This window comes from Lysinibacillus sp. FSL W8-0992 (assembly GCF_038008685.1).
In the GTDB taxonomy this organism is placed as follows: Bacteria; Bacillota; Bacilli; order Bacillales_A; family Planococcaceae; genus Lysinibacillus.
The window spans coordinates 2,700,236-2,719,674 of the sequence record NZ_JBBOZQ010000001.1 but is presented as its reverse complement, the minus strand read 5'-3'; the positions used below and the strand labels follow the sequence as shown (position 1 = coordinate 2,719,674).

Below are 19,439 nucleotides of genomic sequence, written 5' to 3'. Positions count from 1 at the left end.
TGTTGACACTTGTTGATTGGAGTGAAGGGTGGCGACTCCTGCGGGAACAGCACAGAACGTAAGACGCAACAAGCCGCGCGTTAGCGAGGGTTGCGGCTTACACTGTGCCCGCGGAAAGCGTCCGCCCGCAACGGAAATCAACGGCAAAAGTTATCTATATTTAAAAAAACACTGCATGATTACCATGCAGTGTTCCTATTATCCTCTTAAATTAGTAGTTTTCCCCTCAAAAATTGTGTTAAAAATCATATTCCGCATCTTTTTTAGCACGGATTTCAGCGAAGGCATCTGCTACCATAACTGTATCTTCTGCTAAACGCTCTAAGCGGAAAAGAACATCGTCATTGACAATTTCTTTGCGTAAGAAATCCTTTTCTTCTATAAAAACCTAAGTCGGTACAATATGAGCTTTCATATAAGCAAGAATTGGCTTTAATTGTTGCTCTACCATTAAATAATGTTTAGATGTCCCCGCTGTTACAATTGCGCTGACCGTTTTATCACGAAAAGCATTAACAGGAAGTAAATCGAAAATATTTTTTAATGTTGCCGGAATCGAAGCTTGAAATGTTGGTGTACCAATCACCAATGCATCAGCAGCCATAATAGTTTCTGCCACATACTTCGTATCACCCTCGTAATCTACGTAATTACGGCCATCACTAAATGCAATATTATACTGAGCTAGGTCAAGTATTGTTACATCATGCTCTGGGTATTTTTCATTTAGTACTTCAACAATTTTATGAATGGCTATTTTGGTTTTAGAGCCGACGATTGAACCTGCTAGTGCTACAATTTTCATGCTGCTCGCTCCTTATTTCGCTGTATATTTTTTAATTGCTGGTAAGATGTCATTGCCAATTATTTCGATATTCTTCATCAATTTATCGAAAGGCACCCCACCAAAATCAATTTGTGCCATAAAACGTTGCATGCCATAAAGTTCATATTGATATAGCAACTTTTCAATAATTTGTTCCTTACTTCCGACCATTAAGGCATCACGTGTATCAACTGCTTGGGCAAATTGTTGTTTTGGATAACCACCTCCACGAATTGCTTGGAAGCCCCCATTTAGATGAGGATACATATTTTGCAAAGCTTCTTTTGATGTATCTGCTACATAAAATAAACTTGTAGTGGCAATTGGTAACTGCTCTGCATCAAAACCGCTTCTATCAGCTGCCTCACGATATGCATCGACTGAAGGTTTAAAGTTGATTGCTGGGCCACCTAATGTTGTTAACATCATTGGAATGCCCATATACCCTGCTTTTATAGCACTTGCCGGCGGACCTCCAACTGCGCGCCAGATTGGTAGTGAGCCATTTTTAGGCTGTGGTAAAATTTGCGCATTGTGTAGAGGTGCTCTATACTGCCCTTCCCACGTAACAAGCTCTTCTTCATTAATTTTTTTTAGCAGTTCTAATTTTTCCTCAAAAATTTCTTCATAGTCCTGTAAATCGACGCCAAGTAAATGATAAGCGCCAACGCGCGAACCTCGCCCTGCTACAATTTCAGCACGCCCATCTGAAATTAAATCAATTGTTGCAAAGTCCTCATACACTCTTACTGGGTCTGATACACTCAACACGGTGGCAGAACTTGCTATTTTAATTTTTTTCGTTGCTTGTGCAATCGCGCCTAAAACGACCGTATGTGCCTGTGTTGTAAAATACGATTGATGACTTTCGCCTACTCCAAATACATTGATGCCAGCTTGCTCTGCTAATTGGCTCATTTCAATTAGCTCCTGTATCCGCTGTTGGGCAGATATCCGTTCACCTGTTAATGGGTTTGGAATATGATCTCCCAGTGAATAAAGTCCAAATTCTAAACCTTGTGATTGATCGATACGATAATTTTCCATTGTGCTCTCTCCTTTAATCAAGTGGTTCTAAAATCGCTTCAATTTCTGCGCGTTTTGCTTCTAAAAATGGTGGCAGATCCAGTTCATTCCCCAAATCCTCAATAGCGGAATCTACTGTAAATCCAGGTCCATCTGTCGCCAATTCAAACAGAATGCCATTGCGATCTCTAAAATACAGACTTTGGAAGTAATAACGATCGACAACACCTGAGCTGTCTAAACCACGCGCTTTAATTAATTCATCCCATTTTTGAAGTTCTTCTACCGTCGCTACACGTAATGCAAGGTGATGAATACTGCCTCGACCGGGCTTTTCACTCGGTCCCTCCAATTCCTTGACGATGACTTCTCCAAACGTTTCACCAGCAATTGATTGAAGTCGTACTTCTTTGTCATCTTCAGTGACCACTGTATAGTCAAAAAGTTCTTGTAATACATTCACTGTACGCTGTAAATAACGAACCGTAATTTCAACGGTGCCCATGCCTAAAATACGATGCTCTGCTGCAATATCGATACCATCCCATACTTGCCATTCGGCTGGTGTCGGCTGTCCATCATGATTTATAAGCACCATGCGCAGACCTTCATGATCCTCAAAAAATAAAGCATCTTTGCCCGCATATGTCGCTATGTCGCTATGTTCCACTTGTAAAAGCTCAAAACGCTTTTTCCAATATAATAAACTATCATAGCTTTGTACTAATAAGCCTATTCGCGTAATCGCATTTGTTCCACGTACTGTTCGTCCTGCTACAGGCATTTCAAAAAATGTTAATTCTGTTCCCGCTGCTCCTGTACGATCGCCATAAAATAAATGGTACATGGAAGGTGAATCTTGATTAACTGTTTTTTTCACTCGACGTAAACCAAGGATTTTTGTATAAAACTCATTATTACGTTTACCATTTTTTGTTAACATCGAAATATGATGATGTCCGCTTAATTTATTCATGTAGAGTCCTCCTGATTTTCACTTGACTAAGCAAGTGATGTTGTAAAAAAAATCACGCCTAAGGTAATTTTTTTTCTCGGCTATGCTTTTCTAGTTTTGACATAAGTGTATATAAAGATTTCATTTCTTCCTCTGATAAAACTTCTTCAAAAAATGAGGATTGAAAGTGAAGCTGACTAGGTGTAGCCGCATCAATCAAATGCTCACCTTTGACAGTTAGAGATATTGTTTTTGTTTTCCAGTTTTGCTTACGCTCAATTAGTCCTTCTTTTTCAAGACGGGCAAGCATTCGTGAGATACCACCTTGCGTTACTGTAACTTTTTCCGCTAGCTGTGACTGTGTTAACGGTGCGTATGTTTTAATTTGAATTAGTACATCAAACTGTGCAGTTGTTAAGTTAAAACGTTTTAAAAATTCATTCGATAGCTGATTACTTTGATTCGTAAAGCGCATCATTCGTAGCCATGTTAGCGAGCCTAGTGTATGTTTTTCCATCACTTTGCCCTCCCTTCCTCGAACTGTATCATCACTTTACCACGCAAGTGACAAAGTTGCAAGGAAAATATCTCGAATTTGAGATATTGTGAATAGAGCCTATTTTACGCTATAATATCCCATCTGAAGTAATTGGGTGTAAGCTTCCATTAAAAGCAAAAGAAATTCTTCCGGTTTCTTCTGATATAACCATGATTAAAGCATCACTGAGCTCACTTAAGCCTATCGCAGCTCGATGTCTCGTTCCGAGTTTTTTATCGCCTGTATAAATGTCTGAAAGAGGTAGTACATTTGCTGCTGAGATAATTCGATTACTCTTAACTAACACAGCACCATCATGGAGAGGATTGCCTGGGTAAAAAATAGATTCTAGCAAAGAATGTGTTAATTCCGCTCCAATATGAATCCCCGGCTTTATAAGATGTTCAATTGGACTCTCTCTTTCAAATACAATTAATCCACCATGACGTCTTTTTGACATATTTTGTACGCAAATCGATAGCTCTGGATATTTTTCAGTGAATGGAGACAAATAGCAATTTAAATAAAACGTGGCTGCCTGCATTTCAATCGTTACAAATTGTTCTTTAATTTTTTCCAAATCTGCAAGTAAGCAATCTTCTAGCGAATCCATTGCGGTTAAACTTTGCTGTAAAGACAAAATAACTTGACTAAGTTCTTCTTTGATTGTTTGTTTTAATGGAGCGGAATCACAGTTTGGTTGATTCATGTACGGCACCTCAGTTCTTTATAATAACGATTTACACTTTGTATTTTTAGTTTTCCTATATGATATTTTTTTATTCTCTTTCCATGCAATTCAACAATTTTCTGGGCTAGGTTTTGCTTTCTTTCTATTAAAAAACACGTTGCATCCTCTATAAGATGCAACGTGTTACTTTGTACGCTATTATATTTGTTACATATGACCAGCGCGAATTTTTTTAACAATACTAAAGGTTGTATAGGCTGCTGCTGGTGCAAGGACTGCGATAAAAATTAGCCATACCTTTAAGCTCTCTGTTGATTTTAACAAATCATAATTTGAAGTAACATAAATAATGAGTCCGCCTAATAATAAATAGCTTAACACGTTTGGAAAGATAACAAGTAAACGTAAAACAGCTGGTGGCATCTTTTGTTGATCCATACAACCACTCCCCTTTTACTTAATTATACGGAAATCATCTACTAATCGCACTATATTTCTACAAACACCCTAACTTTTAACAATTCTACTTAACACTTACTAGTAGATTACTCTAGCTTTTCTACAGTACCCTATAACATATTAAAAATGGCAGTCAATCTATTTATCGCTGTTTGCTGTTAGCCATTTGTGAAAGCATTCTAAACTAGTTAAAGTAATCACTTGTTGGTCAATTAAAATAATTTATCATTACTCCAATTAAATACCGATTGGTCTGATGTGAGGAAAGTTTGTGGAAAGATTGCTTGGGCTTCTGCTAAAAATACTGGTAAATCATGTGGTAAAAAACGTGCACTTAAATGATTAAGAAGTAAATATTTTGCACCTGCTCTACTTGCTACCATTGCCGCTTCAACATTTGTCGAATGACCATAGCTAGCAGCTAAATCCGTTGTGCTCCCATCAAATGTTGCCTCATGTACAATTACATCTGATTGATTGGCCAATGAAATCGCTTCTTCACAATATTTTGTATCCCCTAAAATAGTGAGTGTAAAGCCTTTTTTAGGAGGAGCAACAACATCTTTTGCTCTTATAATTGTACCATTTTCAAGTTCGATATCTTGTCCTCTTTTCAACTGGCCAAGTAAAGGTCCTTTTGGTACGCCGAAAGATTGTACTTTCTCCATCAGTAACTCGCCAGGTAAATCCTTTTGCTCTATACGGTAGCCAAAACATGGGACAACATGACGTAATTCACTAGCATGCACTGTAAACTTTTCATCTTCGTAAATAATACCTTCGCCTACTTCTACAAAGTGTAATGGGTAAGTTAAATGTGTTTTTGATAATGAAAAAGTCTGCTCTACCCATTGCTGTAAGCCTGCTGGACCAAAAATAGTTAGCGGCTCATCACCACCTTGAAATGAACGCGAGCTCAAAAATCCTGGTAAACCAAAAATATGATCACCATGTAAATGTGTAATAAATATTTTCGACACTTTACGTGGCTTTAAGGATGTATGCAAAATTTGGTGTTGTGTCGCCTCTCCACAATCAAATAGCCACATTTCACCGTTTTCATCTAGTAGCTTTACCATTATTGCGCTCGTATTACGTTCCTTTGAAGGCATGCCTGCGCCTGTTCCTAAAAAATGCAGTTGCACAACTGCCACCTCAATTCTTTTTCTGTCGTTCTATTGTACCCTATTGCTAAACAGAAGAAAAACCTTTGGTGAAAGCTATCACCAAAGGTTTTTCTATTATTTAGGTTCCCACGATACGAGTGCAGCATGAAAATCATGACGATAGTAATATCGACCGTTCTTTTCCTCTATAAACGGGGCAAGTGCTTCCTCAACATGTGATCTATTAAAATCAGCACTCAATATTTTTTTGCTTTGTGTTGTCACTAGCTGATCGTATGATTCGTATTCATACGTTCGCTTTAACGGAATAATGTCACAATCTGCATATATATCCATTTCATATAGTAAATTCAAAAATTCTATATAATCTCTTCGCGGATATTTAATATCATAACCGAACTTGTCATGTAATACCTCATAATGCGGCTGAATTGGCCCCGTTGTCATGCCGATAATCGCTCGTTTTTTAGCAAGTCGATTCATGTGATAAAGAGCCGATTTAATTTCGTACATGCGATAAAAACAATTTACGCCAATTACAATGTCATGTGCTTGTAGCTCATTTTCATCAAGCTTCTCCCACTTCGCGTGAACATAGGATACATGGCTCTTTTCTTGCAAACAATGTTGTAAGTATGCAAGTATGCTATCTGAGCTATCTACACACGTTAGGTCACGCACATATTCTGCAAGCGGAAACGTATAATTGCCCCATCCTGGACCAATTTCAACTACAGAATGATGTGGTTGAATTTGTTTCTTTATTTCTTGAAAAATACGGGCTGCATAAGGATCGGTTTGACCAATTTTTTTGCGCGCTAACGATTGAGACCAAAACTGTTCCTCTAATTGATCATTGACCATGCGCTCTGGCATTTGACCTTGCCAATCCTTCATGCCTTCTTGCCATAATGCTTCATAATTAATAGCTAACGGTCCTTTTCTAGTCATCCATGTACCTCAATTTTTAACATCTCATATATTTTTTCCATATTTAAATTAGCACGCACATGTGATGCTAGCATATTGTAGGCATCTTCCCTGCGCTCAGCATCGCTTTTAACATCTGTCGGCAATGTGGCCAGCCCTTTTGAAATGCGAATATTATTAACAAGCTGACGTGTAAAGTTACGATTATGGAATAATCCATGGAAGTATGTACCAATTACTTGTTCGTCCGCACTTACTGCTCCATCTACACGACCATCTGCTAATTGTAAAAATGGTGATACTTCATCTCGTAAAATTTGTGTACGACCAAGATGGATTTCATAGCCTGTCAATGTATCGTTTCCGCGCGTCCCCGACATTTGTACAGTTTTTTTATCTCCTACAAATACGGTTTCCATCGGTAATAAGCCGAGACCCTGTGCTGAGTCGCCATTTCCTTCAACTGCATCTGGATCGAGCAACACTTCACCGAGCATTTGAAATCCGCCACATATGCCAATGATTTTAGTTCCACGTGCACGTAAGTTCGAAATCGCTTGAGCAAAGCCTTGTGCCTTAAGCCATGCTAAATCATCCATTGTGCTTTTAGTGCCAGGTAGTATAAGCAAATCCGGTGTGCCAAGCTCAGCCACATTGCCGATTAAACGTACACCAACCTCTGGCTCATCAAAAAACGGATCAATATCTGTGAAATTCGATATGCGAGGTAAACGAATCATCGCCACATCAACAGAAAACTCACCAGGCTTCGGTTTTTTAAATCGCAGTGCAGACAGCGCTAATGAATCTTCAGCTTCAATATTCACATCTACATAAGGCACAACACCTAAAACAGGGATGCCTGTCTCACGCTCTACCCATTCAATGCCATCGTCTAAAAGCTCGCGCATACCGCGGAATTTATTAATAATGAGTCCTTTTACACGTGCACGCTCTGCGTCATCAAGCAAAGCTAACGTCCCAATAATGGATGCAAACACACCACCCCGGTCAATATCAGCTACTAACACAACTGCCGCATCTGCTAAATGTGCCATACGCATATTGGCGATATCGCGATCCTTCAAATTGATTTCAGCCGGGCTTCCCGCACCTTCAAGCACAATAACATCATATGTATTTTGTAAAGTACGTACAGACTTCTCAACAATCGGCATTGCTTGTTGTACAAATTGATTGCGATAGCTCTTAGCATCCATATTTAAAAAATGCTTGCCATGTACAATAACCTCAGATACCATGTCCTGCTTTGGCTTTAATAAAATTGGATTCATATCTGTTGTCGCTACAACACGAGCTGCTTCAGCCTGTACCCCTTGCGCACGGCCAATTTCTCCGCCATCTTCGGTTACAAATGAATTAAGCGCCATATTTTGCGACTTAAAAGGTACCACTTTTAGTCCATCATCTGAAAAAATGCGACATAATGCCGTACATATCATACTTTTACCTACGTCAGAGGCTGTTCCTTGAATCATAATTGACTTTGCTGGCATTCTGATTTCCCTCCTTGATACTTAGGAGAGTAGCTTATATTCAGTGACTTTAAATCATTCCTGAATATCCCCCCATTGAATATAAAATCGAAAATTGGACAGATGGATTTAGAATTCAAGTCCTTTGACAGCAGGAATTCCCTCTTCGTAATAATGTTTCGTTGCATCAATTGTTGAAACTAAATCAGCCATGGCAACAAGGGCAGGATTGGCACTGCGTCCTGTTACGACAAGATGCATTGTAGGAGGACGTTGTGCAATGGCTTCGAGTACTTCAGCTAATGGGAGAACGTCATCAATTGGGAACTTTGTAATTGCCAATGCATTATTAAGCTCATCTAAAACGAGTAAATCAATACTATCATCTTGTAAGGCTTCCTTTGCTTTTTGCCAAGCTTTTGCTAATGCAACACGATGCTCCTCTGGTGTTTTTGTCCATGTAAACCCTATGCCCATTTGTTCCATTTCTACCCCAAGTTTCGATAGGGCAATTTGTTCACCATACGTACGCTCTGGCGATTTTATAAACTGCATATAACGCACATTTAAACCACGCCCTACTGCACGCAATGTTACGCCAAGGGAAGCTGTCGTTTTCCCCTTGCCATCACCTGTGTATACTAAAAACAAGCCTTTTCTAGCCATTTTTCCTACCTCCTTAAAGCCAAGTTGTTTTCTCTTCAAATGATGTTCGTTTTTTGTCTTTAAGCTCTTGCTCTTCTGGGTAACCAATGAAAATAGTACCGACAACCTTTTGATTTTCACTTGCACCGATAAATGTATGCATGCGTGCATCATGAACAAGTCCAACGCCTCGCGTACGCCATACGAATCCAAGCCCTAGCTCCTCTGCTGCTAGCCACATGGACATAATCGCACTGCATACAGCAAAAATATTATCTTCGGTTGCATCTTCATCATCTTCCACAATATCGGCTGTCACAACAATTGCAACAGGTGTTGTTTGAACAACCTTTAATGAACTTTCTACTAAATTAGGCTTCGTTGGAAAACGTTCTTGCAAATATGTACTAGCCATTGCTTCATAACGTTTCATCGCGTCACCTTGTATTACATAAAAATGCCAAGGTTCACGCATACGGTCGTTAGGTGCATACGTTGCGGCTTGTAAAATTTGTTCTATTTTTTCCTTTTCAATAGGCTCAGTTGTATAGTTGCGAATTGCACGACGTTTTTTTAATGCTTCAATTACTGTCATGAAGTTATCCTCCTTTAAGTACATCTCTTTTGTCATTTGCCTGTCTATCTATTTATATAAGAGAATAGCAAGGTGCCATCGCAACATTAGCTAAAAGCGAGCCCTTGCTCTTCAAACCATTGAATTTTTTCACGTACATTGACAACATCCCCTACGACGATCATAGAAGGATTATGATAACCCTCACGTTCAATAATATTAGCAATGTCGTTTAGTGGTCCTGTTATCGTACGCTGTTGCTCAGTTGTACCCCATTCAATTACGGCAACGGGCGTAGTCGCTGGGCGACCATTGTCAATAAGCTTTTTTGCGATATATGCAATATTGCCTACACTCATATAAAATGCGACAGTATCGATACCAGTTGCAAGTGCTGGCCAATTTAAAAAATCTTGTCCTTTTTCCTCGCGACCGTGACCTGTAACTAGTGCAAAACTTGTGGCAAAATCTCTATGTGTAACAGGAATACCCGCATACGCAGGAGCTGCAATTCCAGCTGTTATACCCGGTACCACTTCATAGGGTATGCCATGATTTTTTAATATTTCCGCCTCTTCAGCACCACGACCAAAAACAAAAGGATCGCCACCCTTTAAACGAGTTACAACTTTGCCTTCTTGCGCTCTTTCGACAAGCAATGCATTAATTTCGTCTTGAATTAGATGGTGTTTACCAGGCAATTTACCACAGTACACAAGCTCTGCATCTTTTTTTGCAAAATCTAATAATTTCGGATTCACTAGACGATCGTATGCAATGACATCGGCCTTTTGAATACATTCTAGCCCATACACTGTAATGAGCTTCGGATCTCCCGGGCCAGCCCCTACTAAATATACAATTCCCTCTTTCATCGCGTTTCTCCCGTCAATAGTTGTTGTAAATACGCCTCTCGTCGGTCAATCTCTCCACTGCGTGTCCATGCTAATAAGTTTGGCTCAAGTAGTGCTTGTAATGCGGCACGTCTTTGATTACCCTTATCAAATTTAGCAGTAACCATTAGACGAGCTTGCTGTAAAAAGCATACGTAATCTTCATATACAGCATCAAATTGCTCAGTTAAATCTTCTTTTATTTTGCGTGCAAGTGCTGGGCTTGCACCAGAAGTAGAAACCGTCAACACTAAATGACCGCGACGAATTGTTGCAGGTGTTATAAAGTCGCTCTCACCCTGTGCATCTGCTCGATTTAAGAGCTGCCAATGTTGCGCCGCTTCTTGTACCGCATTGTTGACGTTTGTATCGTTCGTCGCTGCGATAATAAGTGTTGCATCATCTAAATCACGTGGCTCAAATTCTTTTTCACGCCATGTTATTTGCCCTGATTCTGCAAGTGGCACTAATGTGTCGTGTAACGTCGGGCTAACTATGACAATGTTTGCTTTAGCTGGTAGCAATGACGTAACCTTTTGCGTCGCTACATGACCTCCACCTACAATAACAACAGTTTTATATTCGATATTTAAATGGATAGGAAAGTAATTAGTCATTTGTTTTCACCTTCTTACATGCTGTTAACCAGTTTTCAACAAGCTTAGGATTCGAAACAAAATGAAAATGCGTATAGCCAGCTACTAGATTCCCTGTTTGGTAACCTTCTTCTTTATTGCCAAAACGCCCTTTCGTTTCGTAAGCAGGAGTGTCATGAGTACCACTATATGATGAATAATGGAATTCATGGCCCTTTGCTTGTTCGTCCTTACCGATTAAAAAGTTAGACGTTGTCCCAAAGATTTCACGATAGCCAAGTGCCGCAAGCTTTGTTTGCATCGCTACTTCACCAGGAATCACACCGAGCATTTCATGGCGTTCACCTTGACTATTCGTAATCGCCTCAGTCAAATACATAAAGCCACCGCATTCAGCTAATGTCGGTAAACCTTTCGCGATTGCTTCACGAATGGATGTTTTCACGTCAGTATTTTTTGCTAGCGTATCAGCAAATTCCTCTGGGAAGCCTCCACCAATATATAAACCATCTGCTTCGGCTGGCACAGGTTCATTTGCAAGTGGTGAGAAAAATTGCAATGTTGCTCCTTTTGCTCGTAAAAGTGCTAAATTTTCCTCGTAATAGAAGTTGAATGCAGCATCTTTTGCTACCGCAATACAAATATTTTTTGCAGGTTGTTCAGCAAATAGTTGACCCGTCTCTTCTAAAACGGGTGCCTTTGTTAATGACAGTAATAAATCCAAATCAATCGTCTCTGCCATTAAAGCACCTAGCTTGTCAAAAAATGAATCGAGCTCTCCTCGTTCAATCGCAGGAATAAGCCCTAAATGGCGACTTGGAATATCTATGCCTGTTTCACGCTTTAAATAACCTATAACCGGAATACCACATTCCTGCTCAATCGCAGCTTTGGCAATTTCATAATGGCCTACACTACCTACTTGGTTTGCAATAACGCCGACAATGTTTGGCTGGTCAGATAGTAGCTGAAAGCCTTTTACAACTGCCGCTACGCTGCGAGCCATACTTGCACAATTAACGATTAAAATAACTGGACTTTCTGTCACAACACTAATGTCCGCTGCCGAGCCTTCGTCAGATAACGGACTTTTGCCATCATAAAAGCCCATTACGCCTTCTATAATCGAAACGTCTGCATCCATGCTCGCACGTGCAACAATATCACGTACCGCATCATGCGAAAACATCCAGCTATCAATATTACGCGATACACGTCCTGTCACAGCAGTATGGTAGCTAGGGTCAATATAATCAGGACCACATTTAAAGCCTTGCACGACTTTACCTTTTTCCTGCAATGCTTTCATTAGGCCAATTGTGAATGTTGTCTTGCCCACACCACTACCTGTCCCTGCAAGTACAAAGCGATTTGTTTGCATAGGCTCCCTCCTTAAAATACTAATCTTGCTACAGAAATCGTAGCATTGCCTGACTTTTTCTTTGGTAATACGAGTGATTCGACCTGTGCATAGCGCATTGCAGCTGGTTCACTTACCCCATATGCCCCTGTATATTTAAATACCGTTTCAGATGGTGATGGGAAATTGATTTCATTTAACTGTTCTGGAGTATATGTTACAAACTCCCAATCATATTTTTTTGTTATTTCAATAAAACAAGTTTCGTCTTTTTTTAAATCAATTGTACACAGTGCTTTTACACTTTTTTTCGATAGCTTCAGCTCAGCTAACGTTTCATCAATGACTTGTTCAATTTCTTCAACAGCCGTCCCGCGATTACACCCCATGCCAAGTACAATCGATTTTGGTCGATAAATGACGCCATTCTCTAGCAGCACTTCTTCCTCGGGTTCAATTATACGGTCGGTAATGAACAGCGTAGCATGAGGTTTCGCCTCAATCGCGTCGTGTGCTGATGGGTAAATTTTTATTTGCTCAGGCATTGGTGTATTACGCATCCACCAATCACGTTCCCCAGCTTCCTGTACAATCGCAACGTGTTCCTCATTGACAACAGAGGCACTAACAGGTGTTAGCTTATCTGCACTGTCCCAAACCCAGCCAAAACGTGCACCAAATAAATCAACAGGAATAGTTTTTTGAACATCAGAAGCTGTTGTAATAATAGGATTTGCTCCTAGCGCCGCTGCAACCTCATGCGTTAGCTCATTTGCGCCGCCTAAATGGCCCGATAGCACACTTATGACATTTTCCCCACGGTCATCAATAACAACCACACCAGGATCGGTCTTCTTATCCTGTAAAATTGGTGCAATCATGCGCACAACCGCACCAAGTGAAATAATTAAGATTAATCCTTTATACTGCTTAAAAAGTGTTGGCAGTAATAAACGCACCGTACCTGTAAAAAGCTGAATATGCTTTTCATCTTCGTCGCCATGTTCAAATTTACTCATATAATATAAATCGCTTGCCGCAAATGTTTGCTGTAGTTTGCGTCCTATTTGAACACCATGCTTCGTAATGGCTACAACTGCATAAGGATTACGCTGATCAACTTCAGGAAGTACACCTTCTTGTAATTCAATCACTTGCCTTCACACCTTTTCGGAAGCCATGTGTAAAGGTCGCATCATATAATTTTGAACGGTACTCATCTTTATCATGGATATTTGGGTCCAATGCCCAACCTGCTAAAATCATCGCATGTTTACGTATACCATTGACACGCATCGCCTCATCAAGCTCAACTAAAGTCGTACGAACAATTTTTTGATCGGGCCAAGTTGCACGCTGAATCACGGCAACTGGCGTATCATCAGACCATCCCGCACTTTGCAATTCTTTGACGATTTTCTTTGTTAGCGTTGCACTTAAGAACAACGCAATCGTACAATGGTGGCTAGCAAGATCACGTAGCTTTTCAAACTCAGGCACAGGTGTACGTCCTTCTGCACGAGTTAAAATAAGCGTTTGTGTTAAATCGGGAATTGTTAACTCTGCCCCGATTGCTGCGGCTGAAGCAAAAACCGAGCTAACGCCAGGAATGACCTCATAGCCAATCCCTTCCTTCTTCAATAAGGCAATTTGTTCCATGATTGCACCATACATCGCAGGGTCGCCTGTATGCATACGTGCTACTACTTTACCTGCATTGACACGCTCTACCATGACCGCAACCATTTCTTCCAAATGCATGCCGGCCGTACGAATTACTTCCGCGTCTGGCTTTGCCTTTGCAATAAGATCTTCATTGACTAACGAATCCGTATACATAACAACATCCGCTGTTTGTAGCATATGTAAACCTTTTACAGTAATTAAATCCGGGTCTCCTGGGCCTGCACCAACAATATAAATTTTCTTCATTATTTACGCACCACCATTAATGTTAAATATTCTAAATCTACACCGTCTAGTTCACGTACATCCCAAATAATTTCCTCATCAGATGTAACCTTTGTTACAACGGAAGCTTTATCAAGTAAGTCTAAATCACGCAGTACTTCTAGCATTAAATCAATAACCTTTGCTACTTTTATAAATACGACTGCATCATGACTTTCAATTGCTTCACGCATTGCTTCATAATTATCATGAGCTGGAATAATTGCGACACGATCATCTCCATCGGCAAGGGCAATGCCTAGACGTGATGCAGAACCATTGAATGATGAAATACCAGGTACTGTACGAATTTCTACGTCTGGATGCATGTCCTGCATTAGCTTCATCATATGGATAAAAGTACTGTATAAAAGAGGATCACCTTCTGTCACAAATGCAACATCCTTGCCTTCTTTCAATTTACCATAAACAAGTTCAACAGATTTCGTCCATTCACGTTCTAATACTGCCTCATCCTTCGTCATTGGGAAAACAAGACCAAGCATATCTTTTTCCTCTGGATTAATGTAAACGTCTACGATGCGGTGTGCATAGCTTTTGCTACCCTTTAATTTTTTTGGGTAGGCAATAACTGGTGACTCCTGGATAACACGGAATGCTTTTACTGTAATTAATTCTGGATCGCCAGGGCCTACGCCTAAGCCATATAAAATACCAAGATTACTCATGATTTTCTTCCTTTCGATATGCCGAAATTATATATATCGGGTTTAATGGGACAAAGCGAGTCATATCTAAAATTGGTTTACTACGTGCAAGTTGCGCCTGTAAAATTTCTACTGCAAAGCCGCATGCTTTAAACGCCTCAACTGCCTTATATAAATTTTCAATTGTAGCAGCATTTAAGACAATGCGACCATTGGGCTTTAAGCGCGTACAGCACAGCTGTAATAACTCCACCATTTCCCCACCTGTTCCGCCGATAAAAATCGCATCTGGGTCTGGAAAATGCTCGAGTCCTGCAGGAGCTTTACTATGAATAGCCGTTACATCGACACGGAACTTCTGTTGATTTTGTAGGCAATTTTCTAAATCAGGAGCATTTTTTTCCACTGCATACACTTGACCTTCTGGTGCCAATTTACCAGCTTCAATTGCCATGGAGCCTGTGCATGTGCCGACATCCCAAATCGTGCTGTCCTTTTGAAGCTGCATTGCTTGCAAACTTAATACACGAATTTCCTTTTTAGTAATCAGTCCTTTATCTGGCTTACGTTGTGAAAACTCTTCATCATCAATACCAAGTGCATAGCGCTTCGGAGCTGACGTTTGCTGTAGGATCACAACATTGAGAGATGAAAATTCTGCTTCTTCTAATTCATCAAGAGAGTACCAGCCATATTTTTCATCAATACCTTGTAAATTTTCTGCCACAAAAGCACGGTATTCTGTCATACCAAAATGCTTTAAATAACGTGCCAGTGCATTTGGATTATTGTCTGCATCTGTTAGTAATGCCACTTTCTTTTTACCATCAATACGTTGCGCTAAGCCTTTCATTGGTCGCCCGTGAATACTAGTTACATAGGCATCCTGCCAGCTTTCGCCCATTTTTGAAAACGCAAGCTGTACAGAGCTCATATACGGATATACTTCGATATTTAGCTTCTTTGCTAAATAGCCCCCGATGCCGTAAAATAGTGGATCACCAGATGCTAAAATAACTGTCTTACGCGTTTCTTCGGAAAGTTTTTCAACAAGCGTTGAAAGACCACCTTTAATGACTATTTTTTCTCCTGTAAAGCTTGTGAAAAAATCAAGGACACGCTCACCACCTACGAGCACCTCGCAGTCTTCAATCCACTGTCTATACTGTGGTAGTAAACTTTCCTGTCCGTTATCCCCGATCCCAATCAATTTCATCGATCGATGCAATGTCATCAGCCCTTCCTAATAATTGTCCCTGCATCGAATAAATCGATGTGGAGACCGTCAAGCCCCCTCTAATGTGGTGTAAAGATGAATAACAGCATGCCTCGCATAGGTGATGAAAGAAAGCATCATAGCCTTTTTCAGCCATTATTTCACCAACTTGTGATGCGGTATTTGCCTCTCTTACTTGTGCTACTGTTTCTTCATCTGCCCCAATATCAATGGCTAACTGCGCTAAAAAATTAAAATCAATGGCTGCGCTTTTGGAGTGCACCATCATTACCCCTTGAGCCACCTTTGAAAATTTCCCCATCATCCCAACGAGTGATACTTGCTTAATGCCAAGTCGTTTACAATGCTTTAATGTAAAGCCGACAAAATCACCCATTTCAATAAACGCTTCCTCAGGTAAGGTAGGATATTGGGCCATCCCAAACTTTTCACTACGCCCACCTGTTGTTACAACTACATGTTCACAGCCAGCTGCCCTTGCGACACTAATAGCTTGAACAATACTTGCCATATACGCAGAACTCGAAAAAGGCACGACGGTTCCCCTTGTGCCTAAAATGGAAATGCCGCCAATAATTCCAAGCCGTCCATTTAATGTTTTTTTTGCAATTTCCTCGCCCTCTGGTACAGAAATAACAACATTAACGCCGCGATTAATTTGAAACTCTTCAAGCACATCTTGCACGGTACTATGTATCATTTTACGTGGTACAGGGTTAATCGCTGCTTCTCCAACAGCAACAGGTAAGCCGGGCTTTGTTACTCGCCCGACGCCAATACCGCCATCTAAATGTATCCCTGGTGTATCAGCCCAACTTACCGTGCCAATAATAAGGGCTTTGTGTGTCGCATCTGGATCATCACCAGCATCCTTAATCGTCTCACAGCTTACTACGTTGCTTCCAAACGTACATTTTTCAATTGTAAATGTTGCATCTCGCCCTATTGGCAAATGAATCGTACTCGTTTCCTGCTCTTCATTTGTAATAAGGGCTAGTAAAGCGGCTTTCGTAACTGCAGTTGCACAGGCTCCCGTTGTATAACCGTGACGCATGTCTTTAGGATCCTTTTTTGGCTTCCGCTCCATTATTTTTTCGCCTGTTCGTCCGCTAATAATGAAACGGCATTTAAAGCAGCAACCGTCACTGTACTACCGCCTTTACGTCCAACATTTGTAATATAAGGAATCCCCTCTAGCTTTAAAAGCTCTTCTTTCGACTCTGCTGCTGACACAAAGCCTACTGGCATACCAATAATTAAGTCCGGTTTCGCTAAGCCTTCTTTAATTAAGCGAATTAACTCTAGTAAGGCTGTCGGTGCATTTCCAATTGCATAAATGCCACCTTCGTGTAATTTTGTTGCCTTTTGCATTGAGATTATGGCACGCGTTGTATTTTGTTTTTTCGCTTCAATCGAAACGTCTTCATCTGCGATATAGCAGTGTAAATCCCCACCATGCTTTTGGAAACGTTTTTTTCCTGAACCACTTTCAATCATTTGTACATCAGCAATGACATGACGACCTGCAAGGATCGACTTAATGCCTGCTTCAATTGCACCTGGTGTAATAATGACGCTACGTCCTAATTCGAAGTCAGCAGAAGCGTGGATAATACGACGGACAATTTTCCACTCATCTTCTGTAAAATCATGTTCGCCCATTTCCTCTGCAATTATCGAGAAACTATAATCATAAATTTTGTCTGGGTCTACTGTTAATGGTTTGAAATCTGTTTTGAAATCCATTTGGTTTGCCTCCTATAGTATGTGTTGTACAGCTTGTAGTACTTCCTCAAATGAGGAGTATTGTTGGCCATATTGAATATTTGGTCGTGCGATTAAAATCGTTTCAATACCACAGGCAAGTGCAGCGTCTAGCTTTTCATCGACTGAGCCGACTTTGCCACTTTCTTTTGTAATCATCAATGTAACATCGTATTGACGAAATAGTGCTTCGTTTAATTCTTTTGAAAAGGGACCTTGAATAGCAACAATATCTCTTTGCGCCACACCAAGTGCTTCACATTTTTCCATATTATCAAGGCGAGGAAGCATACGTGCAATAACACGTGTATTTTCTAAGCCTTGTAACACCTTTGTAAACGTTGCAAGTGTTTTACTGCCAGTTGTCAGCATAATCACGCCTCGTTTTACAGCTGCTAACTGTGCTGCTTCCTCATAATCTTTAACAACTGTAATAAGAGGGTGTTCGTAATGTTCATTTGCGCGTTCATAACGAATGTATGGAACGCCAGCACTCTTTGCTGCTGCCATCGCATTTTTAGAAGCTTCCTCTGCAAATGGATGTGAGGCATCGACAACTAAGCGATACCCTTGTTCTGTAAGTATTGCTGCCATTTCCTCAGCAGTTAGTCTACCAACTAAATGTGGTAGACCTACCTCTGCAAGGCTTGTAGCAGCCGAATCAGTAACAACTGTAGCCGTAATCGCATAGCCCACTGACTGCAATTCAAGTGCTAGATTCCTTGCATCGCTCGTACCTGCTAACATGAAAATCATTTTACTAGCTCCTCGTCATGATGATGATCGTGATGGTGATCATGCTCGTGGTCATGATGGTGGTCATGGTCATGGTCATGGTCATGGTCATGGTCGTGGTCGTGATCATGGTCATGATGGTGATGATGATGCGCATGTCCATGTACCGCCGCATAAGCACGATAATTTTCTAAATCCTGCATACCTGTTGATGTACCATTCACAGCTTGTTCAATACGGTTTAACAACACATTTTGTAAACGATCATGGTAGCCAAAATAATTAGCAATTTGGATATCACAGTCAGGATATTGCTCATTAAATTGCTTGCACATGCCATTCATACGTTCCATTAAAATACCTGTGAATAAAAAGTACGGTAACATAATAATTTTTTTAGCACCGAGCTTGACACAGCGTTCAATGCCTTCTTCAACACGCGGATCTGTCACGCCCATAAATGCGCTTTCCACATACTGAACGTTTAGTTTTTCCCATAACAAACGTGTAATTTTATAAAAATCACCATTTGCCGCTGGGTCACTGCCACCACGTGCAATTAATAAAATAGCAGTATCTTTATGTTCTTCCTCAGTATTGAAGTCGATTTCTGCTAAGCGGTCTTCTAAAATAGCAAAAATTTCGTCATGAATACCGATTGTTTGTCCATACGTGAATGTAATATTTGGATAATGCTCACGTGCATGTTCGATTTCTGCTGGAATATGCATTTTTGAATGACCAGCATGAAGTAAAATAATCGGGATTACATGTACCTCTGTAGCACCCTTCTTCACACAATTCGTTATACCATCTTCAATGTTTGGCGAGGCAAACTCTAAAAAACATGTTTCTACTAAAAAGCTTTCATCGATACGTGGCGTCATTTGCTCTATAAACGTTCGTACCTCGTCATTTCCTGCTGCTAAACGGCTACCATGGCCAACAAATAAAATTGCTTTCATCTTT

21 protein-coding genes and 1 pseudogene are annotated in these 19,439 nt (G+C 40.4%); all 22 read right to left on the bottom strand.

From position 1 onward, the window contains the following. Positions 1–238: 238 nt before the first annotated feature. A pseudogene (locus NSQ74_RS13555) lies at positions 239–805 on the bottom strand (NADPH-dependent FMN reductase). Positions 806–817: 12 nt separating this feature from the next. Beyond that, positions 818–1,873: an LLM class flavin-dependent oxidoreductase gene (locus tag NSQ74_RS13550; RefSeq protein ID WP_340823979.1), complete on the bottom strand. Its 1,056-nt coding sequence runs from the start codon at positions 1,871–1,873 to the stop codon at positions 818–820. Between the two features lie 13 nt (positions 1,874–1,886). Continuing rightward, positions 1,887–2,828 (bottom strand): ring-cleaving dioxygenase, encoded by a 942-nt coding sequence (locus NSQ74_RS13545; RefSeq protein WP_340823978.1) that lies wholly within the window; start codon positions 2,826–2,828, stop codon positions 1,887–1,889. Positions 2,829–2,886: 58 nt separating this feature from the next. Beyond that, positions 2,887–3,324 (bottom strand): MarR family winged helix-turn-helix transcriptional regulator, encoded by a 438-nt coding sequence (locus tag NSQ74_RS13540; RefSeq protein ID WP_340823977.1) that lies wholly within the window; start codon positions 3,322–3,324, stop codon positions 2,887–2,889. A 109-nt stretch (positions 3,325–3,433) separates the two neighbouring features. Further along, a complete protein-coding gene (gene cdaS / locus NSQ74_RS13535; RefSeq protein WP_340823975.1) occupies positions 3,434–4,054 on the bottom strand; it encodes a sporulation-specific diadenylate cyclase CdaS in 621 nt (206 codons plus the stop codon). A gap of 189 nt (positions 4,055–4,243) precedes the next feature. Beyond that, positions 4,244–4,474, bottom strand: coding sequence for an acyl-phosphate glycerol 3-phosphate acyltransferase (locus NSQ74_RS13530; RefSeq protein WP_340823974.1), 231 nt, complete (start codon positions 4,472–4,474; stop codon positions 4,244–4,246). A 233-nt stretch (positions 4,475–4,707) separates the two neighbouring features. Continuing rightward, positions 4,708–5,640 carry a ribonuclease Z gene (rnz, locus tag NSQ74_RS13525; RefSeq protein WP_340823971.1) on the bottom strand — a complete coding sequence of 311 codons (933 nt, stop codon included), beginning with the start codon at positions 5,638–5,640 and terminating at the stop codon, positions 4,708–4,710. 96 nt (positions 5,641–5,736) lie between these two features. Beyond that, positions 5,737–6,573, bottom strand: a complete 837-nt coding sequence (locus NSQ74_RS13520; RefSeq protein ID WP_340823970.1) for a class I SAM-dependent methyltransferase — start codon at positions 6,571–6,573, stop codon at positions 5,737–5,739. Continuing rightward, positions 6,570–8,069 (bottom strand): cobyric acid synthase, encoded by a 1,500-nt coding sequence (locus tag NSQ74_RS13515; protein WP_340823969.1) that lies wholly within the window; start codon positions 8,067–8,069, stop codon positions 6,570–6,572. The genes NSQ74_RS13520 and NSQ74_RS13515 overlap by 4 nt, the downstream gene beginning before the upstream one ends. A gap of 108 nt (positions 8,070–8,177) precedes the next feature. Then, entirely contained in the window at positions 8,178–8,714 is a 537-nt protein-coding gene (locus tag NSQ74_RS13510) for a cob(I)yrinic acid a,c-diamide adenosyltransferase (protein WP_340823968.1), read from the bottom strand. Positions 8,715–8,727: 13 nt separating this feature from the next. Continuing rightward, positions 8,728–9,288: a nitroreductase family protein gene (locus NSQ74_RS13505; RefSeq protein WP_340823967.1), complete on the bottom strand. Its 561-nt coding sequence runs from the start codon at positions 9,286–9,288 to the stop codon at positions 8,728–8,730. A gap of 86 nt (positions 9,289–9,374) precedes the next feature. Beyond that, positions 9,375–10,142, bottom strand: coding sequence for a uroporphyrinogen-III C-methyltransferase (cobA, locus tag NSQ74_RS13500; protein WP_340823965.1), 768 nt, complete (start codon positions 10,140–10,142; stop codon positions 9,375–9,377). After that, entirely contained in the window at positions 10,139–10,777 is a 639-nt protein-coding gene (locus tag NSQ74_RS13495; RefSeq protein WP_340823963.1) for a precorrin-2 dehydrogenase/sirohydrochlorin ferrochelatase family protein, read from the bottom strand. The genes cobA and NSQ74_RS13495 overlap by 4 nt, the downstream gene beginning before the upstream one ends. Continuing rightward, positions 10,770–12,137: a cobyrinate a,c-diamide synthase gene (locus NSQ74_RS13490; protein ID WP_340823962.1), complete on the bottom strand. Its 1,368-nt coding sequence runs from the start codon at positions 12,135–12,137 to the stop codon at positions 10,770–10,772. The genes NSQ74_RS13495 and NSQ74_RS13490 overlap by 8 nt, the downstream gene beginning before the upstream one ends. Before the next feature lie 11 nt (positions 12,138–12,148). After that, the gene (locus NSQ74_RS13485; RefSeq protein ID WP_340823961.1) at positions 12,149–13,270 is read right to left on the bottom strand and encodes a cobalt-precorrin 5A hydrolase; all 1,122 of its coding nucleotides are present in this window, start codon (positions 13,268–13,270) and stop codon (positions 12,149–12,151) included. Next, positions 13,263–14,048 (bottom strand): precorrin-4 C(11)-methyltransferase, encoded by a 786-nt coding sequence (gene cobM / locus NSQ74_RS13480; protein WP_340823960.1) that lies wholly within the window; start codon positions 14,046–14,048, stop codon positions 13,263–13,265. Before cobM ends, NSQ74_RS13485 begins: the two co-directional genes overlap by 8 nt. Further along, entirely contained in the window at positions 14,048–14,755 is a 708-nt protein-coding gene (gene cobI / locus NSQ74_RS13475) for a precorrin-2 C(20)-methyltransferase (RefSeq protein ID WP_340823958.1), read from the bottom strand. Before cobI ends, cobM begins: the two co-directional genes overlap by 1 nt. Continuing rightward, a complete protein-coding gene (gene cbiE, locus NSQ74_RS13470) occupies positions 14,748–15,968 on the bottom strand; it encodes a precorrin-6y C5,15-methyltransferase (decarboxylating) subunit CbiE (RefSeq protein ID WP_340823957.1) in 1,221 nt (406 codons plus the stop codon). Before cbiE ends, cobI begins: the two co-directional genes overlap by 8 nt. Then, positions 15,925–17,058, bottom strand: a complete 1,134-nt coding sequence (locus NSQ74_RS13465) for a cobalt-precorrin-5B (C(1))-methyltransferase (protein WP_340823956.1) — start codon at positions 17,056–17,058, stop codon at positions 15,925–15,927. Before NSQ74_RS13465 ends, cbiE begins: the two co-directional genes overlap by 44 nt. After that, on the bottom strand, positions 17,058–17,717 hold the full coding sequence (locus NSQ74_RS13460; RefSeq protein WP_340823954.1) for a precorrin-8X methylmutase: 660 nt from the start codon (positions 17,715–17,717) through the stop codon (positions 17,058–17,060). Before NSQ74_RS13460 ends, NSQ74_RS13465 begins: the two co-directional genes overlap by 1 nt. A gap of 12 nt (positions 17,718–17,729) precedes the next feature. Next, entirely contained in the window at positions 17,730–18,491 is a 762-nt protein-coding gene (gene cobK / locus NSQ74_RS13455; protein ID WP_340823953.1) for a precorrin-6A reductase, read from the bottom strand. After that, positions 18,488–19,435 carry a sirohydrochlorin chelatase gene (locus tag NSQ74_RS13450; protein ID WP_340823952.1) on the bottom strand — a complete coding sequence of 316 codons (948 nt, stop codon included), beginning with the start codon at positions 19,433–19,435 and terminating at the stop codon, positions 18,488–18,490. Before NSQ74_RS13450 ends, cobK begins: the two co-directional genes overlap by 4 nt. Positions 19,436–19,439 lie beyond the last annotated feature (4 nt).